The organism is Niveibacterium sp. COAC-50 (genome assembly GCF_013184235.1).
Classification (GTDB): Bacteria; Pseudomonadota; Gammaproteobacteria; order Burkholderiales; family Rhodocyclaceae; genus Niveibacterium; species Niveibacterium microcysteis.
Map to the genome: position 1 here is coordinate 190,371 of NZ_JABCJM010000003.1, position 19,047 is coordinate 209,417.

At 61.9% G+C, this 19,047-nt stretch carries 22 protein-coding genes; 11 read left to right on the forward strand and 11 right to left on the reverse strand.

All coding sequences use genetic code 11. The features are described from left to right. The first annotated feature begins 332 nt into the window (after nt 1-332). Entirely contained in the window at nt 333-1,145 is an 813-nt protein-coding gene (locus HH302_RS13930; protein WP_172202841.1) for a hypothetical protein, read from the forward strand. Nucleotides 1,146-1,681: 536 nt separating this feature from the next. Here the strand turns inward: HH302_RS13930 and HH302_RS13935 are convergent. From HH302_RS13935 to HH302_RS13950, 4 genes are all read right to left on the reverse strand, one after another. Beyond that, nucleotides 1,682-2,425, reverse strand: a complete 744-nt coding sequence (locus HH302_RS13935) for a hypothetical protein (RefSeq protein WP_172202842.1) — start codon at nt 2,423-2,425, stop codon at nt 1,682-1,684. Beyond that, nucleotides 2,370-3,239 (reverse strand): hypothetical protein, encoded by an 870-nt coding sequence (locus HH302_RS13940; RefSeq protein WP_172202843.1) that lies wholly within the window; start codon nt 3,237-3,239, stop codon nt 2,370-2,372. Before HH302_RS13940 ends, HH302_RS13935 begins: the two co-directional genes overlap by 56 nt. Before the next feature lie 274 nt (nt 3,240-3,513). Continuing rightward, on the reverse strand, nt 3,514-4,596 hold the full coding sequence (locus tag HH302_RS13945) for a site-specific integrase (RefSeq protein WP_172202844.1): 1,083 nt from the start codon (nt 4,594-4,596) through the stop codon (nt 3,514-3,516). A gap of 283 nt (nt 4,597-4,879) precedes the next feature. Further along, on the reverse strand, nt 4,880-5,764 hold the full coding sequence (locus HH302_RS13950) for an NAD(+)--dinitrogen-reductase ADP-D-ribosyltransferase (protein ID WP_371814719.1): 885 nt from the start codon (nt 5,762-5,764) through the stop codon (nt 4,880-4,882). 153 nt (nt 5,765-5,917) lie between these two features. Here HH302_RS13950 and nifH point away from each other — a divergent pair, with 153 nt between their 5' ends. The 9 genes from nifH to HH302_RS13995 all read left to right on the forward strand — a co-directional run bounded on the left by nifH (nt 5,918) and on the right by HH302_RS13995 (nt 12,581). Then, nucleotides 5,918-6,799, forward strand: coding sequence for a nitrogenase iron protein (gene nifH / locus HH302_RS13955; RefSeq protein WP_172202846.1), 882 nt, complete (start codon nt 5,918-5,920; stop codon nt 6,797-6,799). A gap of 73 nt (nt 6,800-6,872) precedes the next feature. Next, nucleotides 6,873-8,348, forward strand: coding sequence for a nitrogenase molybdenum-iron protein alpha chain (gene nifD / locus HH302_RS13960; protein WP_172202847.1), 1,476 nt, complete (start codon nt 6,873-6,875; stop codon nt 8,346-8,348). Between the two features lie 176 nt (nt 8,349-8,524). Next, nucleotides 8,525-10,093 carry a nitrogenase molybdenum-iron protein subunit beta gene (gene nifK / locus HH302_RS13965; RefSeq protein WP_172202848.1) on the forward strand — a complete coding sequence of 523 codons (1,569 nt, stop codon included), beginning with the start codon at nt 8,525-8,527 and terminating at the stop codon, nt 10,091-10,093. Nucleotides 10,094-10,175: 82 nt separating this feature from the next. Beyond that, on the forward strand, nt 10,176-10,400 hold the full coding sequence (nifT, locus tag HH302_RS13970; protein ID WP_172202849.1) for a putative nitrogen fixation protein NifT: 225 nt from the start codon (nt 10,176-10,178) through the stop codon (nt 10,398-10,400). Between the two features lie 14 nt (nt 10,401-10,414). Beyond that, complete coding sequence (locus HH302_RS13975) at nt 10,415-10,612, forward strand: 4Fe-4S binding protein (RefSeq protein ID WP_172202850.1); 198 nt, start codon at nt 10,415-10,417, stop codon at nt 10,610-10,612. A 75-nt stretch (nt 10,613-10,687) separates the two neighbouring features. Continuing rightward, nucleotides 10,688-11,389: a dinitrogenase iron-molybdenum cofactor biosynthesis protein gene (locus HH302_RS13980; protein WP_172202851.1), complete on the forward strand. Its 702-nt coding sequence runs from the start codon at nt 10,688-10,690 to the stop codon at nt 11,387-11,389. After that, nucleotides 11,386-11,661, forward strand: a complete 276-nt coding sequence (locus HH302_RS13985) for a DUF6129 family protein (RefSeq protein ID WP_172202852.1) — start codon at nt 11,386-11,388, stop codon at nt 11,659-11,661. The genes HH302_RS13980 and HH302_RS13985 overlap by 4 nt, the downstream gene beginning before the upstream one ends. Next, nucleotides 11,651-11,965, forward strand: coding sequence for a N(2)-fixation sustaining protein CowN (gene cowN, locus HH302_RS13990; protein ID WP_172202853.1), 315 nt, complete (start codon nt 11,651-11,653; stop codon nt 11,963-11,965). The genes HH302_RS13985 and cowN overlap by 11 nt, the downstream gene beginning before the upstream one ends. Before the next feature lie 16 nt (nt 11,966-11,981). Continuing rightward, nucleotides 11,982-12,581: an NAD(P)H-dependent oxidoreductase gene (locus HH302_RS13995; RefSeq protein ID WP_172202854.1), complete on the forward strand. Its 600-nt coding sequence runs from the start codon at nt 11,982-11,984 to the stop codon at nt 12,579-12,581. A gap of 379 nt (nt 12,582-12,960) precedes the next feature. On the opposite strand, the gene modC is transcribed toward HH302_RS13995, so the two are convergent. Genes modC through HH302_RS14015 form a run of 4 tightly spaced genes read right to left on the reverse strand, consistent with a single transcriptional unit; the run spans nt 12,961 to nt 16,356 of the window. Further along, nucleotides 12,961-14,046: a molybdenum ABC transporter ATP-binding protein gene (gene modC, locus HH302_RS14000; protein ID WP_172202855.1), complete on the reverse strand. Its 1,086-nt coding sequence runs from the start codon at nt 14,044-14,046 to the stop codon at nt 12,961-12,963. Between the two features lie 7 nt (nt 14,047-14,053). Next, nucleotides 14,054-14,737, reverse strand: a complete 684-nt coding sequence (modB, locus tag HH302_RS14005) for a molybdate ABC transporter permease subunit (RefSeq protein WP_172202856.1) — start codon at nt 14,735-14,737, stop codon at nt 14,054-14,056. Between the two features lie 39 nt (nt 14,738-14,776). Further along, the gene (modA, locus tag HH302_RS14010) at nt 14,777-15,520 is read right to left on the reverse strand and encodes a molybdate ABC transporter substrate-binding protein (RefSeq protein ID WP_172202857.1); all 744 of its coding nucleotides are present in this window, start codon (nt 15,518-15,520) and stop codon (nt 14,777-14,779) included. A gap of 23 nt (nt 15,521-15,543) precedes the next feature. After that, the gene (locus HH302_RS14015; RefSeq protein ID WP_172202858.1) at nt 15,544-16,356 is read right to left on the reverse strand and encodes a TOBE domain-containing protein; all 813 of its coding nucleotides are present in this window, start codon (nt 16,354-16,356) and stop codon (nt 15,544-15,546) included. Between the two features lie 185 nt (nt 16,357-16,541). Between HH302_RS14015 and HH302_RS14020 the strand changes: the two genes are divergently transcribed. Further along, on the forward strand, nt 16,542-16,970 hold the full coding sequence (locus tag HH302_RS14020; RefSeq protein WP_172202859.1) for a molybdopterin-binding protein: 429 nt from the start codon (nt 16,542-16,544) through the stop codon (nt 16,968-16,970). 134 nt (nt 16,971-17,104) lie between these two features. Here the strand turns inward: HH302_RS14020 and HH302_RS14025 are convergent, their stop codons facing one another. The 3 genes from HH302_RS14025 to HH302_RS14035 form a co-directional block, all read right to left on the reverse strand. After that, nucleotides 17,105-17,323, reverse strand: a complete 219-nt coding sequence (locus HH302_RS14025; protein WP_172202860.1) for a hypothetical protein — start codon at nt 17,321-17,323, stop codon at nt 17,105-17,107. A gap of 298 nt (nt 17,324-17,621) precedes the next feature. Next, a complete protein-coding gene (modD, locus tag HH302_RS14030; RefSeq protein WP_172202861.1) occupies nt 17,622-18,467 on the reverse strand; it encodes a ModD protein in 846 nt (281 codons plus the stop codon). Between the two features lie 3 nt (nt 18,468-18,470). Continuing rightward, entirely contained in the window at nt 18,471-19,004 is a 534-nt protein-coding gene (locus tag HH302_RS14035; RefSeq protein WP_253946154.1) for a nitrogen fixation protein NifQ, read from the reverse strand. Nucleotides 19,005-19,047 lie beyond the last annotated feature (43 nt).

Consider the following 19,047-nt stretch of genomic DNA (forward strand, 5'->3'; position numbering starts at 1 on the left):
GTGGCAGCGCGTTCCAAGGCCTTTACCGCCCGGTATTCACACTCCAGTTGGCGCAGTAAACCGCTTGGGCAACAGGGCTGCGCGTCGCCCTACCTCATTCTGCGCTGCGTGGGCTTGCGAACACGGAGATTGGTTTTTGCCCGTTCCAAGCAAGCACTGCGAGGTCGGCTTGGTGATCGACAAGCTTGTCGTCTGCACCCGCCGCCGCGTTTGCGCGCAAAGATCAAGCCCTGCCTTTCCGCAACAGATACGCCATGGATCATGAAGCCTCAAGACGCCATTGTGGCGAGCGCTTGCCGCAATGGGTAAAGGTGTTGCACAGCCTACGAATCGTGCTGCCGAGCCTCGGGATGCTAGTTTTCAGTTCGTGGTTGCTCGACGCTATCAAGGGCGACCATGTCTTTGAGGAAACCATCTTGCGGTGGTGCGGCATCGTCTGGAGCAACGGCACACGACTCGCCGTGATGACCGCCTGCGCCGTTGCAAGCCTGGCATGCAGTGCAGGTTTACGCCTGGGGCTTCGGCATTGGGAACCAGTCCACGGCCTTCTGCTACCAGCCAGCGCGATGCCTGCACATTGGCTGCTTGTGTTGCTGAGCCCTTGCGGGACAATGACTTTTCAAAACGGTGCGGTATGCACCGCCCAAGGCGAAACCTTGTTGGAGATCGGCCATCTGCCTGCCAACGAACGCGTTGAGGCCCTGGAGGATTGGGACAGGGCGACGCAGTGCCGCTGGCCCTGGGTGCAGTTGGCGCGGGCGATCCGCCCCCATGCGCATCAACTGCAAAAGGTGGTGCTACTTGCCTCGCCGGGGCCGCGCGGGTCAGCGGCAGGCCTGAATCAGGCGGTCGAGCTGGTGAGTCTGTTGGCGCCGGGCGCCGCCGCAGTGCCAATCGTCGCGGAGGTTGATTTCGAGGACATTCCAAAACTCTATTCTTTGATCGTAGCACTGACGCGGCAGGCGATTGGCGATGGCTTTGCACCCGAGACCTTGACGGTGGACTGCACCGGCGGGCTCAAGACTGCAAGCATTGCGGCCAGTCTGGCTACGCTAGATTCGGCGATCCGCTTCCAGTACGTGGAAACGGCGGCGCCCTTTGGCGTATTGGCCTACGAGATGCGCTACACCGACGCGCCGCGCTAAAGCGTTGGCGCAGGGGCTGCAGCCGCACGACAGCCAATACCAACCATACCGATTCGGCGCGGCTGAATCACCTCCGCATGGCCAAGTGGTGTCGCCGCGGATGCGAAATGGCGATGGGTTGCGCGGGTATTTGAACTGCTCGAAGCGTGGCGCGCGCACCGCATCGCATCGCAAGCACGCAGTCCGGCGATGGCCCTTAGCGCCATTGGGAGAGGCTCGCAACGTTAAGCGCCGAACAGACTCGATTACGACGCACAACGGCAAGCAGTGCTTGTTCCGGCGGATCGAGCGCCGCCTGCGTGCCTTTTAGTCTCGTCGGCAACCCTCACGTCCGCCCGCCAAAGAGGAAGCGTCTACTCGCCGACGCTGTTGAGGGGTATCCGCCAGTTCGTTGGCAGACACGAAAATGGCTGAAAGCGACGGTGTGGAAACCGCGCCGCGGGTCCCCGCGGCGCGGTTTGAGGGCAGTGCAGCGATGGGGTGTCGCTTGCGCCGTGTTTCAGTCGGGTTCCGCACCCGAGGAGCGGGTGGCCCGCTCAGTCGTCGTGCGGCAAGCACATCACGATGATGGCAGCAGACAACAACGCGACGCTGCAGAGAACGATTGCGACGAGCAAGGGGTTTAACGGACGTGGATCGGCCCCCACCCTTGGCAGCCAGTGAAGCGAGATGTACCAGCCTGCGAGCATGAACGTGGCGAATCCGGCGGTGTATTGCATGAACCTGCCGACTGAGTATGACGGCGACGCAGGTCTATCAACGCCCGCGCCATCGTCACCCTCGAGGGAGGCGGCGTACGCCTGCAAGAGAAGCGCCGGAAACAGACTTGCAAACACGGCCGCGACCGCGGCGTTTGATAGATCCCCGACTAACACAGCGCCGGCGGCAACGATGCTGGCCCCGGCGGTCATCCAGAGCATTGCCTCGAACTGGATTCGCGCGTGCCGTGCTATCAGGTATTCACGCAGCAGCCATCCGCCGGAGAGCGCCCCGGCGCTCGCGTAGGCGGCACTCAGGTAGTCGAGAAACCAGCTTGCAGATTGACCGGCCCCAAGCGTCGGCCCTACTGCGCGCTCTAGCACGCGCGCAACAACCGCCAGCAGCCCGCAAAAGAACAGCAATTCCGGGATGGCGCGAGCCGACTCGAACAGATTGAAGACAAATCGTGAGAGAAACCGATGACGGGCGTTCGGCACGTTGGGTCGACCTGTCGACGAAGTGTCTTTAGTCGTCAAACGCGGATAGGCCGCTGGCATGGTCGAATGACGAAGAAAATCCATCGTCGAACGATGAGCTTCGCCATGAATCATCCGATGCAAAACTTGTCGAGGCATCGTTCCAGTCGCGGTCAAAGCTGCCGCATCCGTATGGGTTGCCGGCGACGTCGGGACTTCCGATTCCGCCGATCAACGGCAAACCAGTTGCAGGATTGACGCCGTGGGTATCGTCCCTTGAGAACATGCTTGATGCACTCAAGCGATGATCGTCAAAAGACGACCAGGACGCTGTAGTTCCGAACAACCCGCCAGACCATGGGTCATCACCAAATGCATCACCTTGAACGCCAATGGCGTCGTTATCGTCATCCCAGATTGAACCGACAGCAGCCCCAGTTGCACATGCTCCCGCCACAACGGCCGCCCCGCGAAGGTTTGCCATACGCTTGGCGTTTCCGGTGTGCTGGCCTTGCGTAGTCTTAACACGCAGTGCCTCGTCATAAGCTTGTTTTGCGTTCGCAAGAATGAGCATCATGAGCCCCAACGTCACCACCGTGGTTGCGTTGCAGCAGGCGATCGACGTGCCCCCCTCCAGCTCACGCAAAAGAACCCAGGCGGCCAACACGAACCAGACGGGCCTGAGAACAGGGTCGGGCCGGAACTGGGCCAAGAAGGCGGGGAACCACAACGATCTGCTGGCCACCGCACGCGTGCGCGCGAGCCATACTTCCCCGATGATCGAAACGATCCAGCTGGACAGGACGAACGAACACCCTGCCACATAGGCCGGCGTGTTCATGCCCGCCCAGCGCATCAAACACGCTGCCAGCACAAGCGCAGTCAGCCACACCCCAAGTGCCACCAGTACTCGTTTCATGTGACGTCCGCCTCCCCTTTTGATCGTGAAACACATTCACGACCGCCAGCGTATGCCTGAGTCACCCGCTCGGCGTATCACGACAAGCTTGCCGTGGCGTCCGAATTCAGCGCTGGCAGACGGTGCGAGGTGGCAGTCGGCCAACAAGAGCCGTTAGCAGGGACAAGAATCCAGGTCATCCGGAAGTTGAGCACTCAGAACGACCGCATTGGCCCATTCGTCAACGCGTTGTGCGCTCCACAATTACAACGTTCGGGGCGTGCGAGAGTTCAAACTACTGAGGTGGACGGTTGAGCTTCTTCGCCAACATCTCTGCACGAAGATGCGTGTAGTTCTTAAGCATCTGAAGCGTCTTGTGACCGGTCACGGCCGCTGCTTCTACCCGGTCGAGCCCGAGTTCGAACAATCGGCTCGTTGCTTCGTGTCGGAGGTCGTGGAACCGGAGGCCATCGATGCCGGCTCGGCGACACGCAAAATCCCATGACGTCCGCACAGAATTCTTGGTCATAGGGAAGACTAAGCCGCCGCGCTTAGGTCTTGGCAGGTCGCGGAGTACTGCTACAGCATCGGCCGACAAGGGAACGACCCTGTCCTCGCCGTTCTTGGTATCGCGCAGTAAAGCGGTTCCATGATCGTCGGAGAGCCGAACGTCCGCCCAATCGAGCTTCAACAACTCGCCTTGGCGCATCGCTGTCTGGATTGCAAGTTGAGCCAACGGCGCCATTAAAGGATTTCGACATTCCAAAAGTGCTGCGATTAAGCGCGGTTCCTCGTCGCCCTCAAGGCGCCGAGTTCGTGGCTTACAGGGGCGCGGCAACTCGATGTCGCGTACGGGGTTACCGACCGTCATGCGCCAGCGCTTGCGCGCCACCTCATACAGCCTGGAAAGCAGCGACGCATATTTACGCTTGCTTTCGTCCGTCAGTTCCGCGCCCTTCAGCGGGCCTTCCTTATCGCGCACCAGCCCTTTAAGGAAATCTGCGATGTCGTCAGGTCCAATGTGGAAAAAGCTCTTCGTCGCAAGCTTGTTTCGCTTGATCTTGGCAATGTAACCCAACTCAACCTTCGCCCCTTTCTTAGCCGGGGTGACCTCTACCGCGTAACGATCCAGCGCTGCTTCAAGGGTAAAAGTTCGGATTTCATTGCGGCGAACTCGTGACTTCAGGACGCGTGCCGCGTCTGGATCGAGAGCCAGGGAGGCGCGCTTGGAATCGCGAAAAGCCCGGGCCTCCGCCAGTGTGTCGAACGTTCCGTTCAGTGCATGCCCCTGGAAGAGCATCTTCACTTGGAACGAGCACGGCCCACGCTGGTAGATACCCTTCTCGATCCGTCGCTCACCGAGGCTTTGGCGTTTCATGATTTTCCCAAATTTTCCCAACAAATCTGGCGGAATTTCTCCAAAGCGTTGCACAGAAAGGCTTACAGAGGAATTACGCACCAGATTTAGGTTCTGGCGCCGCAAGGCGTGAAGGTTCGAGTCCTTTCACCCGCACCACGAATAGGCCGCTCACAGCGGCCTGATTCTTTTTTACGCTCAGCCGTAGCGGTGCGCGATCGACGCGCTGCCAATTAGCGCTTGCCGCTCCGCAGCGCCAATCATGCAATTCTCGGGATGAGGCGGACCGGCGCTCGGGGCACCGCTAGACCCCATCGACACCATAGACCCCGCCAATCGCAAGCACCTCGTCCTCACCCTGCAGGCGCGCCGCCATGAGGCGCGCGACGCAGAAGATGCGGGGAACAGGTACTCGGGTTCGGATCACGCTATCGCCGAACTCCTCGGCGCGTTCGCGCTGGAAGGTGAAGGAATTGACGTTGTTGAGCAGCACGAGCGACTGGCCGTCGTGCTCACCAAGAACCTCATGTGCTTCCCAGCGATTGAGTCCGCGGAATAGCGTGAAATGGCTCGTATCCGGGAAGCGCCGTTTCAGTTCGTACTGGGTCCAGGTGTAGACGAGATCCAGCTGCGCCTCGAGCGCATTGGTGTTGTACAGCCCGGTTGCGCGCTGTTCGAGGTACAGGCGATAGGGTTCGCCGGAAAAATCTCGAATCGGCGCTCGATGATGACGCGGCAACAGGCCGAAGCGGGACTCGACCCACGCCTTGAGCACAGCGCCCTCCACGCTGTCTGAATTGAAGTGCCAGCCGCGGATCAGCTTCAGGTAATTGAGCCTGCCGCGCCGCTTAGATACACCTTGCGAATAGCCTGCGTCTTCCAGCGCATCGAGCCTGAAACTCACGCTCATGTAGTCGTAGAAGAGTTGGAGGCGAACATCCTCTGCGGGTTCTGCATCGAGCAGCGCAAAGAAGTCGCGGTGCAACTCCAGCACGCCGTCGAGCACCAGTGCAGAGGGATGCTGCTGATAGGTGTAGCTACCCAGGATTACCGCAGGCAGATTGCAGCGGTTGATCGATAGGCGCGCCCATGGCGGCAGCGTCGGATTGTCGCAAGCCTTGTCGCCATCCCTACACAGTGCCGGTGCTTTGTCGCATGCCGCACTGCCATTCGCAGCACCATCAACCACGTTTTCTCCTTGTTTTTCAAACACTTGAAGCGCTTTCGACGGGTCTGGCACGCGCATTGCGATTTTGAGTGCGAGACGTCAGTGCAGTGATTGCCCGATTTCACGCAACTCATGTGCCTGACCCGAAAAACGTTTCCCTCAAGGAGAAGCACCATGGCAAAGCTTCGTCAATGCGCGATTTACGGCAAGGGCGGCATCGGCAAGTCGACCACCACGCAGAACCTCGTCGCCGCTCTGGCCGAGGCCGGCAAGAAGGTGATGATCGTCGGCTGTGATCCGAAAGCCGACTCCACCCGCCTGATCCTGCACGCCAAGATGCAGAACACCGTGATGCAACTGGCCGCTGACGCCGGGTCTGTCGAAGACCTCGAACTGGAAGACGTGCTGCAGATCGGCTTCAAGGGCATCAAATGCGCCGAGTCGGGCGGCCCGGAACCCGGTGTTGGCTGTGCCGGCCGTGGCGTGATCACCGCGATCAACTTCCTCGAAGAAGAAGGTGCTTACTCCGACGACCTCGACTTCGTGTTCTACGACGTTCTCGGCGACGTGGTGTGCGGTGGTTTCGCGATGCCGATCCGCGAAGGCAAGGCGCAGGAAATCTACATCGTCGTGTCGGGCGAGATGATGGCGATGTACGCCGCCAACAACATCTCGAAGGGCATCGTGAAGTACGCCAACTCGGGCGGCGTTCGCCTTGCCGGCCTGATCTGCAACAGCCGCAAGACCGACCGCGAAGACGAACTGATCATCGCGCTGGCCGAGAAGATCGGCACCCAGATGATCCACTTCGTACCACGCGACAACGTCGTGCAGCACGCCGAGATCCGCCGCATGACGGTCATCGAATACGACCCGACCGCCAAGCAGGCCGACGAGTACCGCGAACTCGCTCGCAAGATCGTCGAGAACAAGAAGTTCGTGATCCCCAATCCGCTCGAAATGGAAGAGCTGGAAGAACTGCTGATGGAGTTCGGGATCATGGAAGTGGAAGACGAGAAGATCGTCGGCAAGACCGCCGCCGAACTCGCAGTCTGATTCAGCCACTTCACGATCCAGCGATTGAACCAGTGCGCCGTGTCCGGCTAGGGGCCGGCGCAGGGAGAACGTAATGACTGAACTGACCCGCGAAGCGGCCCAGGCCCTCATTGAAGAGGTGCTTGAGGTCTACCCCGAGAAGGCCAAGAAGGATCGCGCCAAGCACTTGATGGTGAACGACAAGACCATCGAGCAATCGAAGAAGTGCATCACGTCGAACCGCAAGTCGGTGCCGGGCGTGATGACCCAGCGCGGCTGCGCCTACGCTGGATCGAAAGGTGTGGTCTGGGGCCCGATCAAGGACATCATCGACATCTCGCACGGCCCGGTGGGCTGTGGCGCCTACTCGCGCGGCGGCCGACGCAACTACTACGCCGGCACCTCGGGCGTGGATTCCTTCTGCGACATCAACTTCACCTCCGACTTTCAGGAGAAGGACATCGTCTTCGGCGGCGACAAGAAACTCGCCAAGCTGATCGATGAACTCGAAGGCCTCTTCCCGCTGTCGAAGGGCATCTCGGTGCAGTCCGAATGCCCGGTCGGCCTGATCGGTGACGACATCGAGGCGGTCTCGAAGAAAAAGGCGGCCGAGATCGGCAAGACGATCATCCCGGTGCGCTGCGAAGGCTTCCGCGGTGTATCGCAATCGCTGGGGCACCACATCGCGAACGACGCGGTGCGCGACTGGATCATCTCGAACCGCGACGACCAGGCGTTCGAGAGCACGCCTTACGACGTTGCGATCCTGGGTGACTACAACATCGGTGGCGACGCGTGGGCCTCGCGCATCCTGCTTGAAGAGATGGGCCTGCGGGTCGTCGCCCAGTGGTCGGGTGACGGCACCCTGGCGGAAATGGAAAACACGCCGAAGGTGAAGCTGAACCTGCTCCACTGCTACCGCTCGATGAACTACATCGCACGGCACATGGAAGAGAAGTACGCGATCCCCTGGCTCGAATACAACTTCTTCGGCCCGACCAAGATCGCCGAGAGTCTGCGTGACATCGCATCGCACTTCGACGACACGATCAAGGAAGGCGCCGAACGCGTCATCGCCAAGTACACGCCGGCGATGAACGCGATCATCGCGAAGTACAAGCCGCGGCTGCAAGGCAAGAAGGTGATGCTTTACGTCGGCGGCCTGCGTCCGCGCCACACCATCGGTGCCTATGAAGACCTGGGCATGGAGGTGATCGGCGCCGGTTACGAGTTCGCGCACAACGATGACTACGACCGCACGATGAAAGAGATGAAGGACGCCACCCTCATCTACGACGACGTGACCGGCTACGAGTTCGAAGAGTTCGTCCGCAAGCTCAAGCCCGATCTGATCGGCTCCGGCATCAAGGAGAAGTACGCCTTCCACAAGATGGGCGTGCCTTTCCGCCAGCTCCACTCCTGGGACTACTCCGGCCCCTATCACGGTTTCGATGGTTTCGCGGTCTTTGCCCGCGATATGGACATGACCGTGAATAACCCCTGCTGGGGAATGCTCAAGGCGCCTTGGCTCAAGGAAGAAACCAGCGCTGACGATCTCAAGGCCGCCTGAGCTGACGCGCTTGCCGTACTGCGGAATCCGGGGGGCTCCCCTGCCCCGGATTCCGTTCTGCAACGCGTAGCCGCCCGCCCCAAGGAAAGTCCGTGTGAGCACGTGTGGCTAGCGCCACACGGCCGATCAAGCTTCGCCCGCGTCCACAGCTAGTTGGCCGGGCAAGGAGATGCAAGATGCAAACCGTCGAAGATACGAAACCGTGTTTCCCGCTCTTCAACGAGCCGGAGTATCGCGAGCTCATCAAGAACAAGCGCGAGACCTTTGAAGAGACCGTCTCGAAAGAGAAGATCGCCGAGACCTTTGCCTGGACGACCACCCAGGAATACCAGGATCTCAATTTCAAGCGCGAAGCGCTGACGATCAACCCGGCCAAGGTCTGCCAGCCGCTCGGCGGCGCCCTGTGCGGCATGGGCTTCGAGAAGACCATGGTCTACATCCATGGCTCGCAAGGCTGTGTGGCCTACTTCCGCACCTACTTCAACCGCCATTTCAAGGAACCGATCGCCTTCATCGCCGACTCGATGACTGAAGACGCGGCGGTGTTCGGTGGCCAAAAGAACGTGCACGAAGGCCTGCAAAACGCGACCAAACTGTACGACGCGAAGATGATCGCGGTGTGCACCACCTGTATCGCGGAAGTCATCGGCGACGACTTGGGCGCCTTCATCGGCAACGCGCGCAAGGAAGGGCATGTCGAGAAGGACTTCCCGATCCCCTACGCGAACACCCCCTCCTTCGTCGGATCGCACATCACCGGCTGGGACAACATGTTCGAAGGCATCGTCAGCTACTTCACGCAAGCAACGATGGACGGCAAGGTGGTTGGCAGCAACAAGAAGATCAACATCGTTCCGGGCTTCGAGACCTACCTGGGCAACTACCGCGTCATCAAGCGGATGCTCAAGGAGATGGATGTCGACTTCACCTACCTGTGTGATCCCGAAGAGGTGCTCGACACCCCGGCCAACGGCGAGTATCAGATGTACGCCGGCGGCACGACGATCGACGAGGTGAAGGACGCGCCGAACGCGATCACCACACTGATGTTGCAACCGACTTCCCTCGAGAAGAGCAAGAAGTTCATCGAGTCGACCTGGAACCACGAAGTGCCGAAGCTCAACATCCCGATGGGTGTCGAGTGGACCGACGAATTCCTGATGAAGGTGTCCGAAGTCACCGGCAAGCCGATCCCCGAATCGCTGCTCAAGGAGCGCGGTCGCCTGGTCGACATGATGACCGACTCGCACGCCTGGTTGCACGGCAAGAAGATGGCGCTGTTCGGCGACCCCGATTTCCTGCTGGGGCTCACCAAGGTGATGCTGGAACTGGGCATCGAGCCGACCCACATCGTCTGCAACAACAGCAACAAGCGTTGGGAAAAGGCAATGAAGAAGCTGCTCGAATCCTCGCCCTACGGTGTGCACGCCAAGCTGTATCCGGGCTGCGACCTGTGGCACATGCGCAGCCTGTGCTTCACCGACAAGCCGGACTTCATCGTTGGCAGCACCTACGGCAAGACGATCCAGCGCGACACGCTCTACAAGGGGCCGGAGTTCGAAGTGCCGCTGATCCGCCTGGGCTTCCCGATCTTCGATCGCCACCACCTGCACCGCATGACCACGCTGGGCTACGAGGGCGGCATGTATCTCGTTACCACGCTGACCAATGCTGTGCTGGAGCGGCTGGACGAGAAGACCAAGTTCATGAACGACACCGACTACAACTACGACATCGTTCGCTGAACCCAGCACAGCCGAGCACGGCGTGCCGATCGCGGTTTTGCTCCGCGACGGCACGCCGACTCGACGAACCCGGAGCCAAGACATGGCCAACATCATGGTACGCAAGGCCCCAGATGGTGGGTTGTCGTTCTACCTGCCCAAGCGCGACATCGAGGACCGAATCACCTCGATCGAATTCGACACCCCTGAGAAGTGGGGTGGCGAAATCCGGCTCGGTAACGGGGGCGTCTACTTCATCGATCCGATCCCGGCCCCTGCACGGCTGCCCATCTCGGTGCGAGCCCGTCGGGTGGACGGCGTCGAATAGCTAGGAGAACCATCATGGCAATGAAAATCATCGTCGCCGAATGCAGCAGCTGTGGCGACTGCATCAAGGTCTGCCCGACCAACTCGATCTTCGACAAGGGCGGCATCGTCAAGATCAAAGCCGACACCTGTAACGAATGCGAAGACCACGACGAAGGCCCGCGCTGCCAGGCCACCTGCGCCTCGGGCGACGCTTGCATCGTCTACATGTGACCCGCGGCGGCGGTGTCGTGCAGCAATTGCAAACACCGCCGCAGTTGCCCTCGTCTCGGAAGTCCGGAGCTCGCCATGAACACATCGATCACGCGTGAAGCCGCGCTGCGTATTGGCCTTGCCGCAAGGGCACTGGAAGTCAGCCCGCGCGAACTGACGCTGGCCCTTGCAGAGAAGCTCGACCTGCCGTTATCGGAAACGAAGCTCGCCGGCTGTTCGGTGGAGCTCTTGCGCGAGGCGATGGACGGAGACGGTGGCATCTGCGTCGCCGAAAAGGAAGATCTCAAGAAAGCAGTGCGACTGCTTTGGGGCGAGGGCGTGACGGGCAGCGAACTGCCGCGGACAGATGCCTATACCGATGGCGACATGCCGCGCTCAGTTCGGCTTGCATGCGCCTCGAACAACGGCGAAATGCTGGATGGCCATTTCGGTTCCTGCGAGCGATTCCTCATCTATCAGGTTTCAGCCGACGAATTGCGCCTGGTTGACGTGCGCTCAACGCTCGAAGCCGATCATGCCGAGGATAAGAACGTCGCCCGCTCAGCCCTCATCGCTGATTGCGATGTGCTCTACGTCCAATCGATCGGAGGCCCTGCGGCAGCCAAGGTGATCCGCGCCAACGTGCATCCGGTGAAGATCCCCCTGCCCGGCCCTGCACGCGACAGTGCGGTTCGCCTTCAAGCCTCCCTCGCGAGTCCGCCGCCATGGTTGGCCCGCGTGATGGGGGTCACCCCGCCGTCGCTCGAACGCTTCGCCAGAGCGGACGAAGACGCATGATCACCGCGGACTTTCTCAAACAGGTGTGCGGCGCGCTGGCTCACGGCAAGGCACACCAGGCGGGCGTAGATACCGCGTTACGCGAAGCCTTCCCTGGCATGCCGTTCACGCTTTGCAGCGACAACGACATTCCTTCCCGCCTGCAACCGCTCGCGCGCGGCGACGGGTTTGCGCTCTACGGCATCAACACCGCGGGGCACTGCGCGGCACTGACGGGCAGTGCGGATACCGCCAGCGGCCTCGCGATTGCCCTGACCGACGATGAAGACTGAACTGGCAAGCACGCCTCAGGCCGACAGCCCGACACGCGACCGATACTGCAGCTTCGTCGGCCTCGACTGTAGCGGCCAAGCGCAGCGGCTCGTCGCCCTGCTGCGGCCTTACATCGATGATCCCGCCCGCACCAACGGATTCTGGCAATTGTTCGCTCGCAAGCTCGCTGCGGAAAGCGGCCCCAAGCATGACCCGCTGTTCCTGATCCATGCGCACCTGAACATTCTGCGGGAGCAACTCGAGATGCATGACGACGAGACGGCGCTCGCCCTGCTCGACCAGATCGAAATCGAGTGTTGCTGACGCACGATCGCGACCGATGAATATCCTGATCGTTCTCGCCCATCCACGTTTGGGCAGCTTCAACCACGGCATCGCACAACGCATCGCGAGTGAGCTGGCCGCAGTGGGCCACACCGTTACGCTGCGCGACCTCTGCGCCGAGCGCTTCGACCCCAATTTCACCGAGGACGAGTTGCAGCGCGGCAACGTGGCGCCACCACTGATTCGCGAGCACGCGGACGCGGTCCTCGCGGCCGACGGCATCGTCGTCGTACACCCAAACTGGTGGGGCCAGCCGCCGGCCGTTCTGAAAGGCTGGCTCGACCGCGTCCTCAGGCCGGGCGAGGCCTACCGCTTCGGTACCAACGACCGTGGCGAAGGCGTCGTTATCGGCCAACTCAAGGCCCGCGCCGCATTGGTGGTCACGACCTCAAACACCCCCCGCGAAGCGGAACTCGAACGCTACGGCGATCCGCTCGACAACCTGTGGAAGCGCTGTGTATGGGGTTTCTGCGGCATCGACAAGGTCGAGCGCATCAACTTCGAACCGGTGATCGGCAGTTCAGATGATTGCCGCAGCGCATGGCTGACTCAGTGCGCGCGACAAGCGCTGGCGCTATTTCCAAGCGCCGAGTAAGCCGCCCGAGCAAATCCTCAACACCCCAAACAAGGCCTGCCATGTGTGATCCCAAGCCCAACCCCGCATCCTCATCACTTCACGAAACCGTCTGCCGAATTACGCACGGCATCCCGTGCAAGGCAGCACATGGTCTTGGCGCAGCATTCAAGCGACTGATCGGGAGGCCCGCCACGGAAAAGGCGTGTTGTGGCGGGCACGAAAAGTCGGCCACTCGTAACAACGCTGGATGCGGAGGGCGCGGCGCCGGTGGCGAGCCGCATGCCTGTGGATGCGGCGCGAAGAACGGGCATGACACGGTGGGCGGCTAGGCCGAGCCGCTTCGTTTCATGCAGTGCGGTCGGCAAGCCGCGAGGTCGCATCGCGGCCGGGCGGCCGCTCACTCAAGCAATGCCACGGCCTTGATCTGGGCCCACACCGCGAGGCCTGGCGTGAGCCCTAACTGGCTGACAGCACGCCGGGTAAGCCTTGCGAACAGAGGAACACCGGATGCGACGAGTCCGACCAGACACTGCGACGGATCCTCAACCGGAACGATATCGCGAATAGTGCAGGCGAATCGGTTCTGAATGCTCGATGCGTTATCCCCGCTTAATGCGATGCTGACATCACGGGCGAGGATACGGACACGCACCGATCGCCCCACGTTCAGCGGGCGTTGCGAAACCGCAATGTCGCCACCGGAAAAGCGCAGTTGAGTGAGATGCCATTGCTCATCGTGGCCCACGACCTCTGCGCTGATCACAACCCCGGCTTCGTGCTCCCGCGCGAGCGGCAGATCGAGCCGTGACAGCGCTTCGTCCAGCGGCGCGCTCGCCAGCACCTTGCCTTGTTCGAGCAGCACCAGATGGTCTGCCAGGCGCGCAGCCTCCTCAACCTGGTGCGTCACATAGAGCATCGGGATCTCAAGTTCGTCGTGCAGCCGTTCGAGGTAGGGCAGGATCTCCTGCTTGCGCGCCGCGTCCAAGGCAGAGAGCGGTTCGTCCATCAACAGCAGACGGGGTTGCGTAAGCAGGGCCCGCGCGATCGCGACGCGCTGCCGCTCGCCCCCGGACAACCGATCGGTGGCGCGGCCCAATAGATGCTCAATACCCAGCAAGGCGGCGACCTTTGGCAGTGTCAGCACGCCACCCGTCGCCGCGGTGCGCTTGCTACCGTAGGCGAGGTTTCCGCGCACATCGAGATGCGGGAACAGGCTCGCTTCCTGGAATACGAAACCGATCGGACGACGCCAGGTCGGCAAGAAGTGAGACCGTTCTGTGTCTTGCCAGACTTCGCCATTGACCGACAGGTACGCGCTGGCCGCGCGCTCCAACCCTGCGACGCAGCGCAACAGCGTGGTCTTCCCCGATCCGGAATGGCCAAACAGCACCGTTACGCCGCGCCCGGGCAGCGCGAGATCCGCATCCAGCGTGAACCCGGGGTATTGATGCTGCAGGCGCAGGAGAATCTGCCGGTCGCTCATCGTTGCTTCACTTGCGTCGCGTTTGCGGGTTGAGGGTGTAGAGCGCGAACAGCACGACGAACGAGAACAGCACCATGCCGCCGGCCAGCCAATGCGCGCGTCCGTATTCGAGCGCTTCCACGTGGTCGAAGATCTGCACCGAAAGGACTCGTGTACTGCCGGGGATGTTGCCGCCGATCATCAGCACGACGCCGAACTCGCCCACGGTGTGCGCGAAACCCAGCACCGCGCCGCTCAGGAAGCCCGGCCGCGCGAGTGGCACCACCACCGACCAGAATGCATCCCAGGGCGATGCCCTCAGCGTCGCAGCCACTTCAAGCGGGCGCGGGCCGATCGCCTCGATCGCGTTCTGGATGGGTTGCACGACGAAGGGCAAAGAGTAGAACGTCGAGGCCACCACCAGCCCGGCGAAGGTGAATGGCAGCAGACCAACCCCCATTGCCTGCGTCAGCCGCCCAACCGGGCCCTCCGGCCCCATCAGCAACAGCAGGTAGAAACCAAGCACTGTTGGCGGCAACACGATCGGCATCGCAACCAGAGCGCTGACTACGTTACGTACGCGTGAGCGGGTGTTCGCCAACCACCAGGCGAGCGGCGTGCCCACCACCAGCAAAAGCAGCGTGACGGTGGTGGCGAGCTTCAGCGTGAGCCAGACCGCAAGCCAATCCTGTGCTTCGGGTAGTAAGGGCACGTCAGTTCGCGCTCGAAGCGCTCAAGTGGCAGATGAGCATCAGAATGCGTAGCCGTAGGCTCTGATCACGGCGCGTGCCGCATCGCTGCGCAGGTACTGCAACAAGGCCTGTGCGGCGGGTTGCGATGCGCCCTTGCTCAGCAGCACCGCGTCCTGGCGGATCGGCGAGTACAGGTCTGCCGGTACGACCCAGGCCGAACCATTCGCGATCGCACCGTCCTTCCAGACCAGGGACAGTGCGACGAAGCCCAGCTCCGCATTTCCGGACGCGACGAACTGATAGGTCTGCGTGATCGTCTCGCCCTGCACCAGCTTCGGCTGCACCGCCTCGGCAAGCCCAAGCTTCTTCAAGGCCTCGACCGCTGCAAGGCCGTAGGGCGCGGTCTTCGGATTGGCGAGGGCCAGTTTCTCGAAACCGCCCTTCTTCAACACCTCGCCCTGCGGATCGACAAACCCCGGCTTGGTGCTCCACAACACCAGCTTGCCGATCGCGTAGGTAAAGCGACTGCCCTTCACGCCCAAGCCCTCGCTTTCGAGCTTTGCAGGCGTTTCGTCGTCGGCTGCCAGGAAGACCTCGAACGGCGCGCCGTTCTTGATCTGGGCGTAGAACGCGCCGGTCGCACCGGTCGACAGCACCGCCTTGTGCCCGGTCGCCTTTTCAAAGTCCGCCGCGATCTTCTGCATCGGGGCGGAGAAGTTGGCGGCTACCGCCACTTTCACTTCATCGGCCTGCGCAGACGCTGCGAAACCGAACAGACACGTAGCCAGGAGAAGACGTTTCACGCTTGATTCCTTTCCGTAAGAGTTCAATCAAATGCCGTCAGCGTGACGCTCGATGCCTTGAATACCGCGCACACCCGGCTGCCCACCTGCAGCGCCAGATCGGCCAGCGCATCGCGCGTGATGATCGCGCTCACGTTGCGGCCGGTCGGCAGCGCAAGGGTCACGCCCACCGACACCGGGCCTTCGTGGATGCGCGACACCTCGCCCCACAGGCGATTACGTGCTGACAGGCGGACGCTGTCGTCCGTCAGCAGGATCACCGCCGAGGCGTTCACCCAGGCATGCAACTCGCGGCCGATGTTGAGGCGCATCTGCTCTGCCGCTTCGCGCGAGATATGCGCAACGATCTCGTTGTGCCCGTCGAAGCGAACCCCCACCTCGAACGTCACTTCGCCCGCACGCAGGCTGGTCACCGGGCCGACGAACTGGTTGCTCGCACTGGTCGTGACGCCCACGCTGCGCATCAGGCGCCGCAAGGACTGTGGATCCGATTCCGACGGTGCTGCAAGCTTCGCGGTAACGCGGTCCAGCGCCAGCTGGTACTCCGCCTCCAGCGCTCGGAACATCGTCACGACGTGGCGCCCGTACTCGGTCAGCACCGTGCCGCCGCCGTGGCGGCCGCCGACGACGCGCTCCACCAGCGGAAGCTCGGCCAGGTTGTTCATCGCATCCACCGCATCCCACGCAGCCTTGTAGGACAGTGGCACCGCCTTCGCGGCCTGCGAGATGGACCCCGTCACCTCGATGGCTTCGAGCAGACGGATGCGGGTGTCGCCGAGGAAACTGCCAGCATCGACATCGACGCCAAAGCGCCCGATCAAGCGGCCCGGTTTCATATTTCGCACTCCGACCATCCGAATTCGATATATAGCTGCGAATATATCGGAATGACGACGGTTCCGTGGCGATTTCGTCTGCCGTGACAGCGCGCTATGGTTGTAGTGTCGGCGGCGCGTCGCCTAGATTCGGGGCCGGCGACACCGTTGTGCGCCCTCCCCTCACCCGAACAAGGCTCACCACCATGAAAATCAGTGCACGAAATGTGTTTGAAGGCCAGGTTACGGCGCTTTCCAGCGGCCCGGTCAGTGCCGAAGTAGAAATCGTCACCGCGGGTGGCGACAAGCTCATTGCCACCATCACGCAGGGCAGTGCGCAAGCGCTCGACCTCGCCGTCGGCAAGCCGGTCGTCGCCTTGATCAAGGCCTCCAACGTGATAGTGATGACTGACCATGGCGGCGTGAAACTCTCGGCCCGCAACTGCCTTCCCGGCACGGTCGAGAAACTCGTCGAAGGTCCGGTCAGCGCAGAAGTGATCCTGAAACTCGCTGGCGGTGCCCAGGTATTTGCCAGCATCACGCGCGAAGGTGCCGATGCGCTCGGGCTCAAGCCGGGCAGCGCGGCCACCGCCGTCATCAAGGCTTCGTCGATCATCATCGGCGTGACAGACTGAACGCCCGTCGCCACCGGGGCTGCCGCCTGCGTAGCCCCGACTGCGTATTGCAGGCCCCGCCACGCTGAATCGCCCTGCCGGTGCAGGTGCCTGGCGCGATGACGGACCCGTGGCCGCGCAAGCTTGCATCGGCCTCACCGCGGCATCTCGTCAGAGAGACAGAAGAAGCTGCGGTACTGCGTGCAGTCCTCTCCGCTCGACAGGCGACGGAACACCAACCAGCGGCCATCCCGCAGGCGCCATGCGACAAGATGCTCCCAGTAGCCGGGGACGATGAAGAACTCGTCGTCATCGTCCGAACGCAGGGCATTCACGACGAAATAGTGTTCGCAGTAGCACGCTTCGTCGTCCACTTCTTAGCCGACCAAGCGCTCGGCCAGCATCTCGTATTCGCGAAATCGCGAGAAGACCGTTGGCACCACGACTAGCGCAGCCCACTCGCGCGGCAGATCTCGCCGCCAATCCACGACCTCACTCCGATCGGGCCTGTCGGCGCCGCCACAGGCGGGGGACGCGTGCCTCAGCTTGTTGGAACAGCTTGCTTTGTGATGCGCTGCATTCACGATTGGTGACTTTCTTTGGCGTCGCTATACACGCTTCGATATAGCGAATTTCGTGCCAACCCAGACTGAAAGACACGGTCACAGCACCTCACTCCCGCTCGAAGACCACCTGCACATCCCGCGGCGCTGCGAAATACGGCGCCGAACTGATCAGGAAATCAGCGCCAGCACGTGCGTAGTCCAGCGCGTTCGCAAGCGTGACGCCTCCGGCGGGGGCAAGCAGCGGGCACCGGCCGCGGGCATTCAATGCGGCCTTGCACTCCGCAAGTGCTGCGGGGCTGAAGCGTTCGAGCTGCAGGATGTCGGCACCACACTCCGCGAGCCAGAGCGCCTCGCCCCAGTCGCACGCTTCGGCCACGAGCTTCTTCTCGGGATGCTGGCGACGCAGCGCAACGAAGCGGTCGCGCATGTCCGCCTTGTCGACAAAAAGACGATGTTCAGGAAAAACCAGTAGCGTTTCCGACAGACCCAGCCGGTGCGCAACACCTCCGCCCGCTCGAACCGCCTTGGCCCCGAGTACCCGCGTGCCTGGCATGTTCTTGCGGGTGCAAGCCAGCGCCAGATCGAAACCGCCTGCGGTGAGCGCCTGCCGGATCTCGGCGGTGCAGGACGCGACGCCGGACAGCCACTCAATCAGCGTCTGCGCCACCTTCCATGCCCGGTGCAGATCGCCCGCTGAACCGGAGGCGTGCAACAACAAATTGCCGCTTGCGACGTGCACGCCCGATGGCACTGCGACGTCTGCCGATGCGCCGCAGAGTGTCAGCATCCGCGCAGCCTCTTCGGTACCGCATACCCGCATCGCCTGCCGCGCGTACATCGACAGACGCCCCCGCTCCTTGCCGATGCGCAGCGCTTCGGTGGTCAGGTCGCCGAACGGGACATCCTCGTCAAGCAAGGACCGGAGCGCGGCGTCACTCAGAACGCAATGCATGACTCAGGCCTCCGGCCCGAAGCAAACCACGTAATCGCAGCAGTCCGCGCAGTTGGGCGACTTGCAGATCGGCACGCCGGCACGCTCGCACAACTGGCGGTAGAAGAACTTCTTCCACTTCATGTCACGGTCGTTGCGCGCTGCAAGCCCTGGGAACCGCGCATTCAGAATTGCTGAGAGCTCGCGCCGCGAGGGCAGGCCCATGTCCTGCCACAGGTGATTGTCGCGCTGGGCTGCGGTAGCAATGGCCGCCGCAAGCCACGTCGTCAGCTCACAGCGCGGTTCAGCATGCTCGCAAAGCAGTTCAAATAGCTCGTCGAACTCATCGAACGGCAACGAGGTCGGCGCACCATTCAAGGCGGGTGCATCCGGGGCGCATGTGCGACGCAAGCGCGCGTAAGCAGCGTCGGGCAAGCCTCGGATCAGCGGGCTGGCCCGGACGCGAACGCTCTCTGCAATCACGCAGCGGAGCACCAGCAGATCGAGGTGGATCGCCAATTCGTTCTGGCATAGCACAGCGGATTCGGGTGCGTTCATGGCGGCCTCCTGTACCCGGCGCATCGCAAGAGTCGCGCCATGG

Excerpts from the sequence above, each read along its gene's own strand:
- HH302_RS13945 (WP_172202844.1), bottom strand. The coding sequence starts at position 4,596 with ATGAAACGCCAAAGCCTCGGTGAGCGACGGATCGAGAAGGGTATCTAC.
- HH302_RS13940 (WP_172202843.1), bottom strand. The coding sequence starts at position 3,239 with ATGAAACGAGTACTGGTGGCACTTGGGGTGTGGCTGACTGCGCTTGTG.
- modD (WP_172202861.1), bottom strand. The coding sequence starts at position 18,467 with ATGCATTGCGTTCTGAGTGACGCCGCGCTCCGGTCCTTGCTTGACGAG.
- HH302_RS13995 (WP_172202854.1), top strand. The coding sequence starts at position 11,982 with ATGAATATCCTGATCGTTCTCGCCCATCCACGTTTGGGCAGCTTCAAC.
- nifK (WP_172202848.1), top strand. The coding sequence starts at position 8,525 with ATGCAAACCGTCGAAGATACGAAACCGTGTTTCCCGCTCTTCAACGAG.
- HH302_RS14035 (WP_253946154.1), bottom strand. The coding sequence starts at position 19,004 with ATGAACGCACCCGAATCCGCTGTGCTATGCCAGAACGAATTGGCGATC.
- HH302_RS14015 (WP_172202858.1), bottom strand. The coding sequence starts at position 16,356 with ATGAAACCGGGCCGCTTGATCGGGCGCTTTGGCGTCGATGTCGATGCT.
- cowN (WP_172202853.1), top strand. The coding sequence starts at position 11,651 with ATGAAGACTGAACTGGCAAGCACGCCTCAGGCCGACAGCCCGACACGC.
- nifT (WP_172202849.1), top strand. The coding sequence starts at position 10,176 with ATGGCCAACATCATGGTACGCAAGGCCCCAGATGGTGGGTTGTCGTTC.
- nifH (WP_172202846.1), top strand. The coding sequence starts at position 5,918 with ATGGCAAAGCTTCGTCAATGCGCGATTTACGGCAAGGGCGGCATCGGC.
- HH302_RS13935 (WP_172202842.1), bottom strand. The coding sequence starts at position 2,425 with ATGGATTTTCTTCGTCATTCGACCATGCCAGCGGCCTATCCGCGTTTG.
- HH302_RS13975 (WP_172202850.1), top strand. The coding sequence starts at position 10,415 with ATGGCAATGAAAATCATCGTCGCCGAATGCAGCAGCTGTGGCGACTGC.
- modC (WP_172202855.1), bottom strand. The coding sequence starts at position 14,046 with ATGAGCGACCGGCAGATTCTCCTGCGCCTGCAGCATCAATACCCCGGG.
- HH302_RS13985 (WP_172202852.1), top strand. The coding sequence starts at position 11,386 with ATGATCACCGCGGACTTTCTCAAACAGGTGTGCGGCGCGCTGGCTCAC.
- HH302_RS14020 (WP_172202859.1), top strand. The coding sequence starts at position 16,542 with ATGAAAATCAGTGCACGAAATGTGTTTGAAGGCCAGGTTACGGCGCTT.
- nifD (WP_172202847.1), top strand. The coding sequence starts at position 6,873 with ATGACTGAACTGACCCGCGAAGCGGCCCAGGCCCTCATTGAAGAGGTG.
- HH302_RS13980 (WP_172202851.1), top strand. The coding sequence starts at position 10,688 with ATGAACACATCGATCACGCGTGAAGCCGCGCTGCGTATTGGCCTTGCC.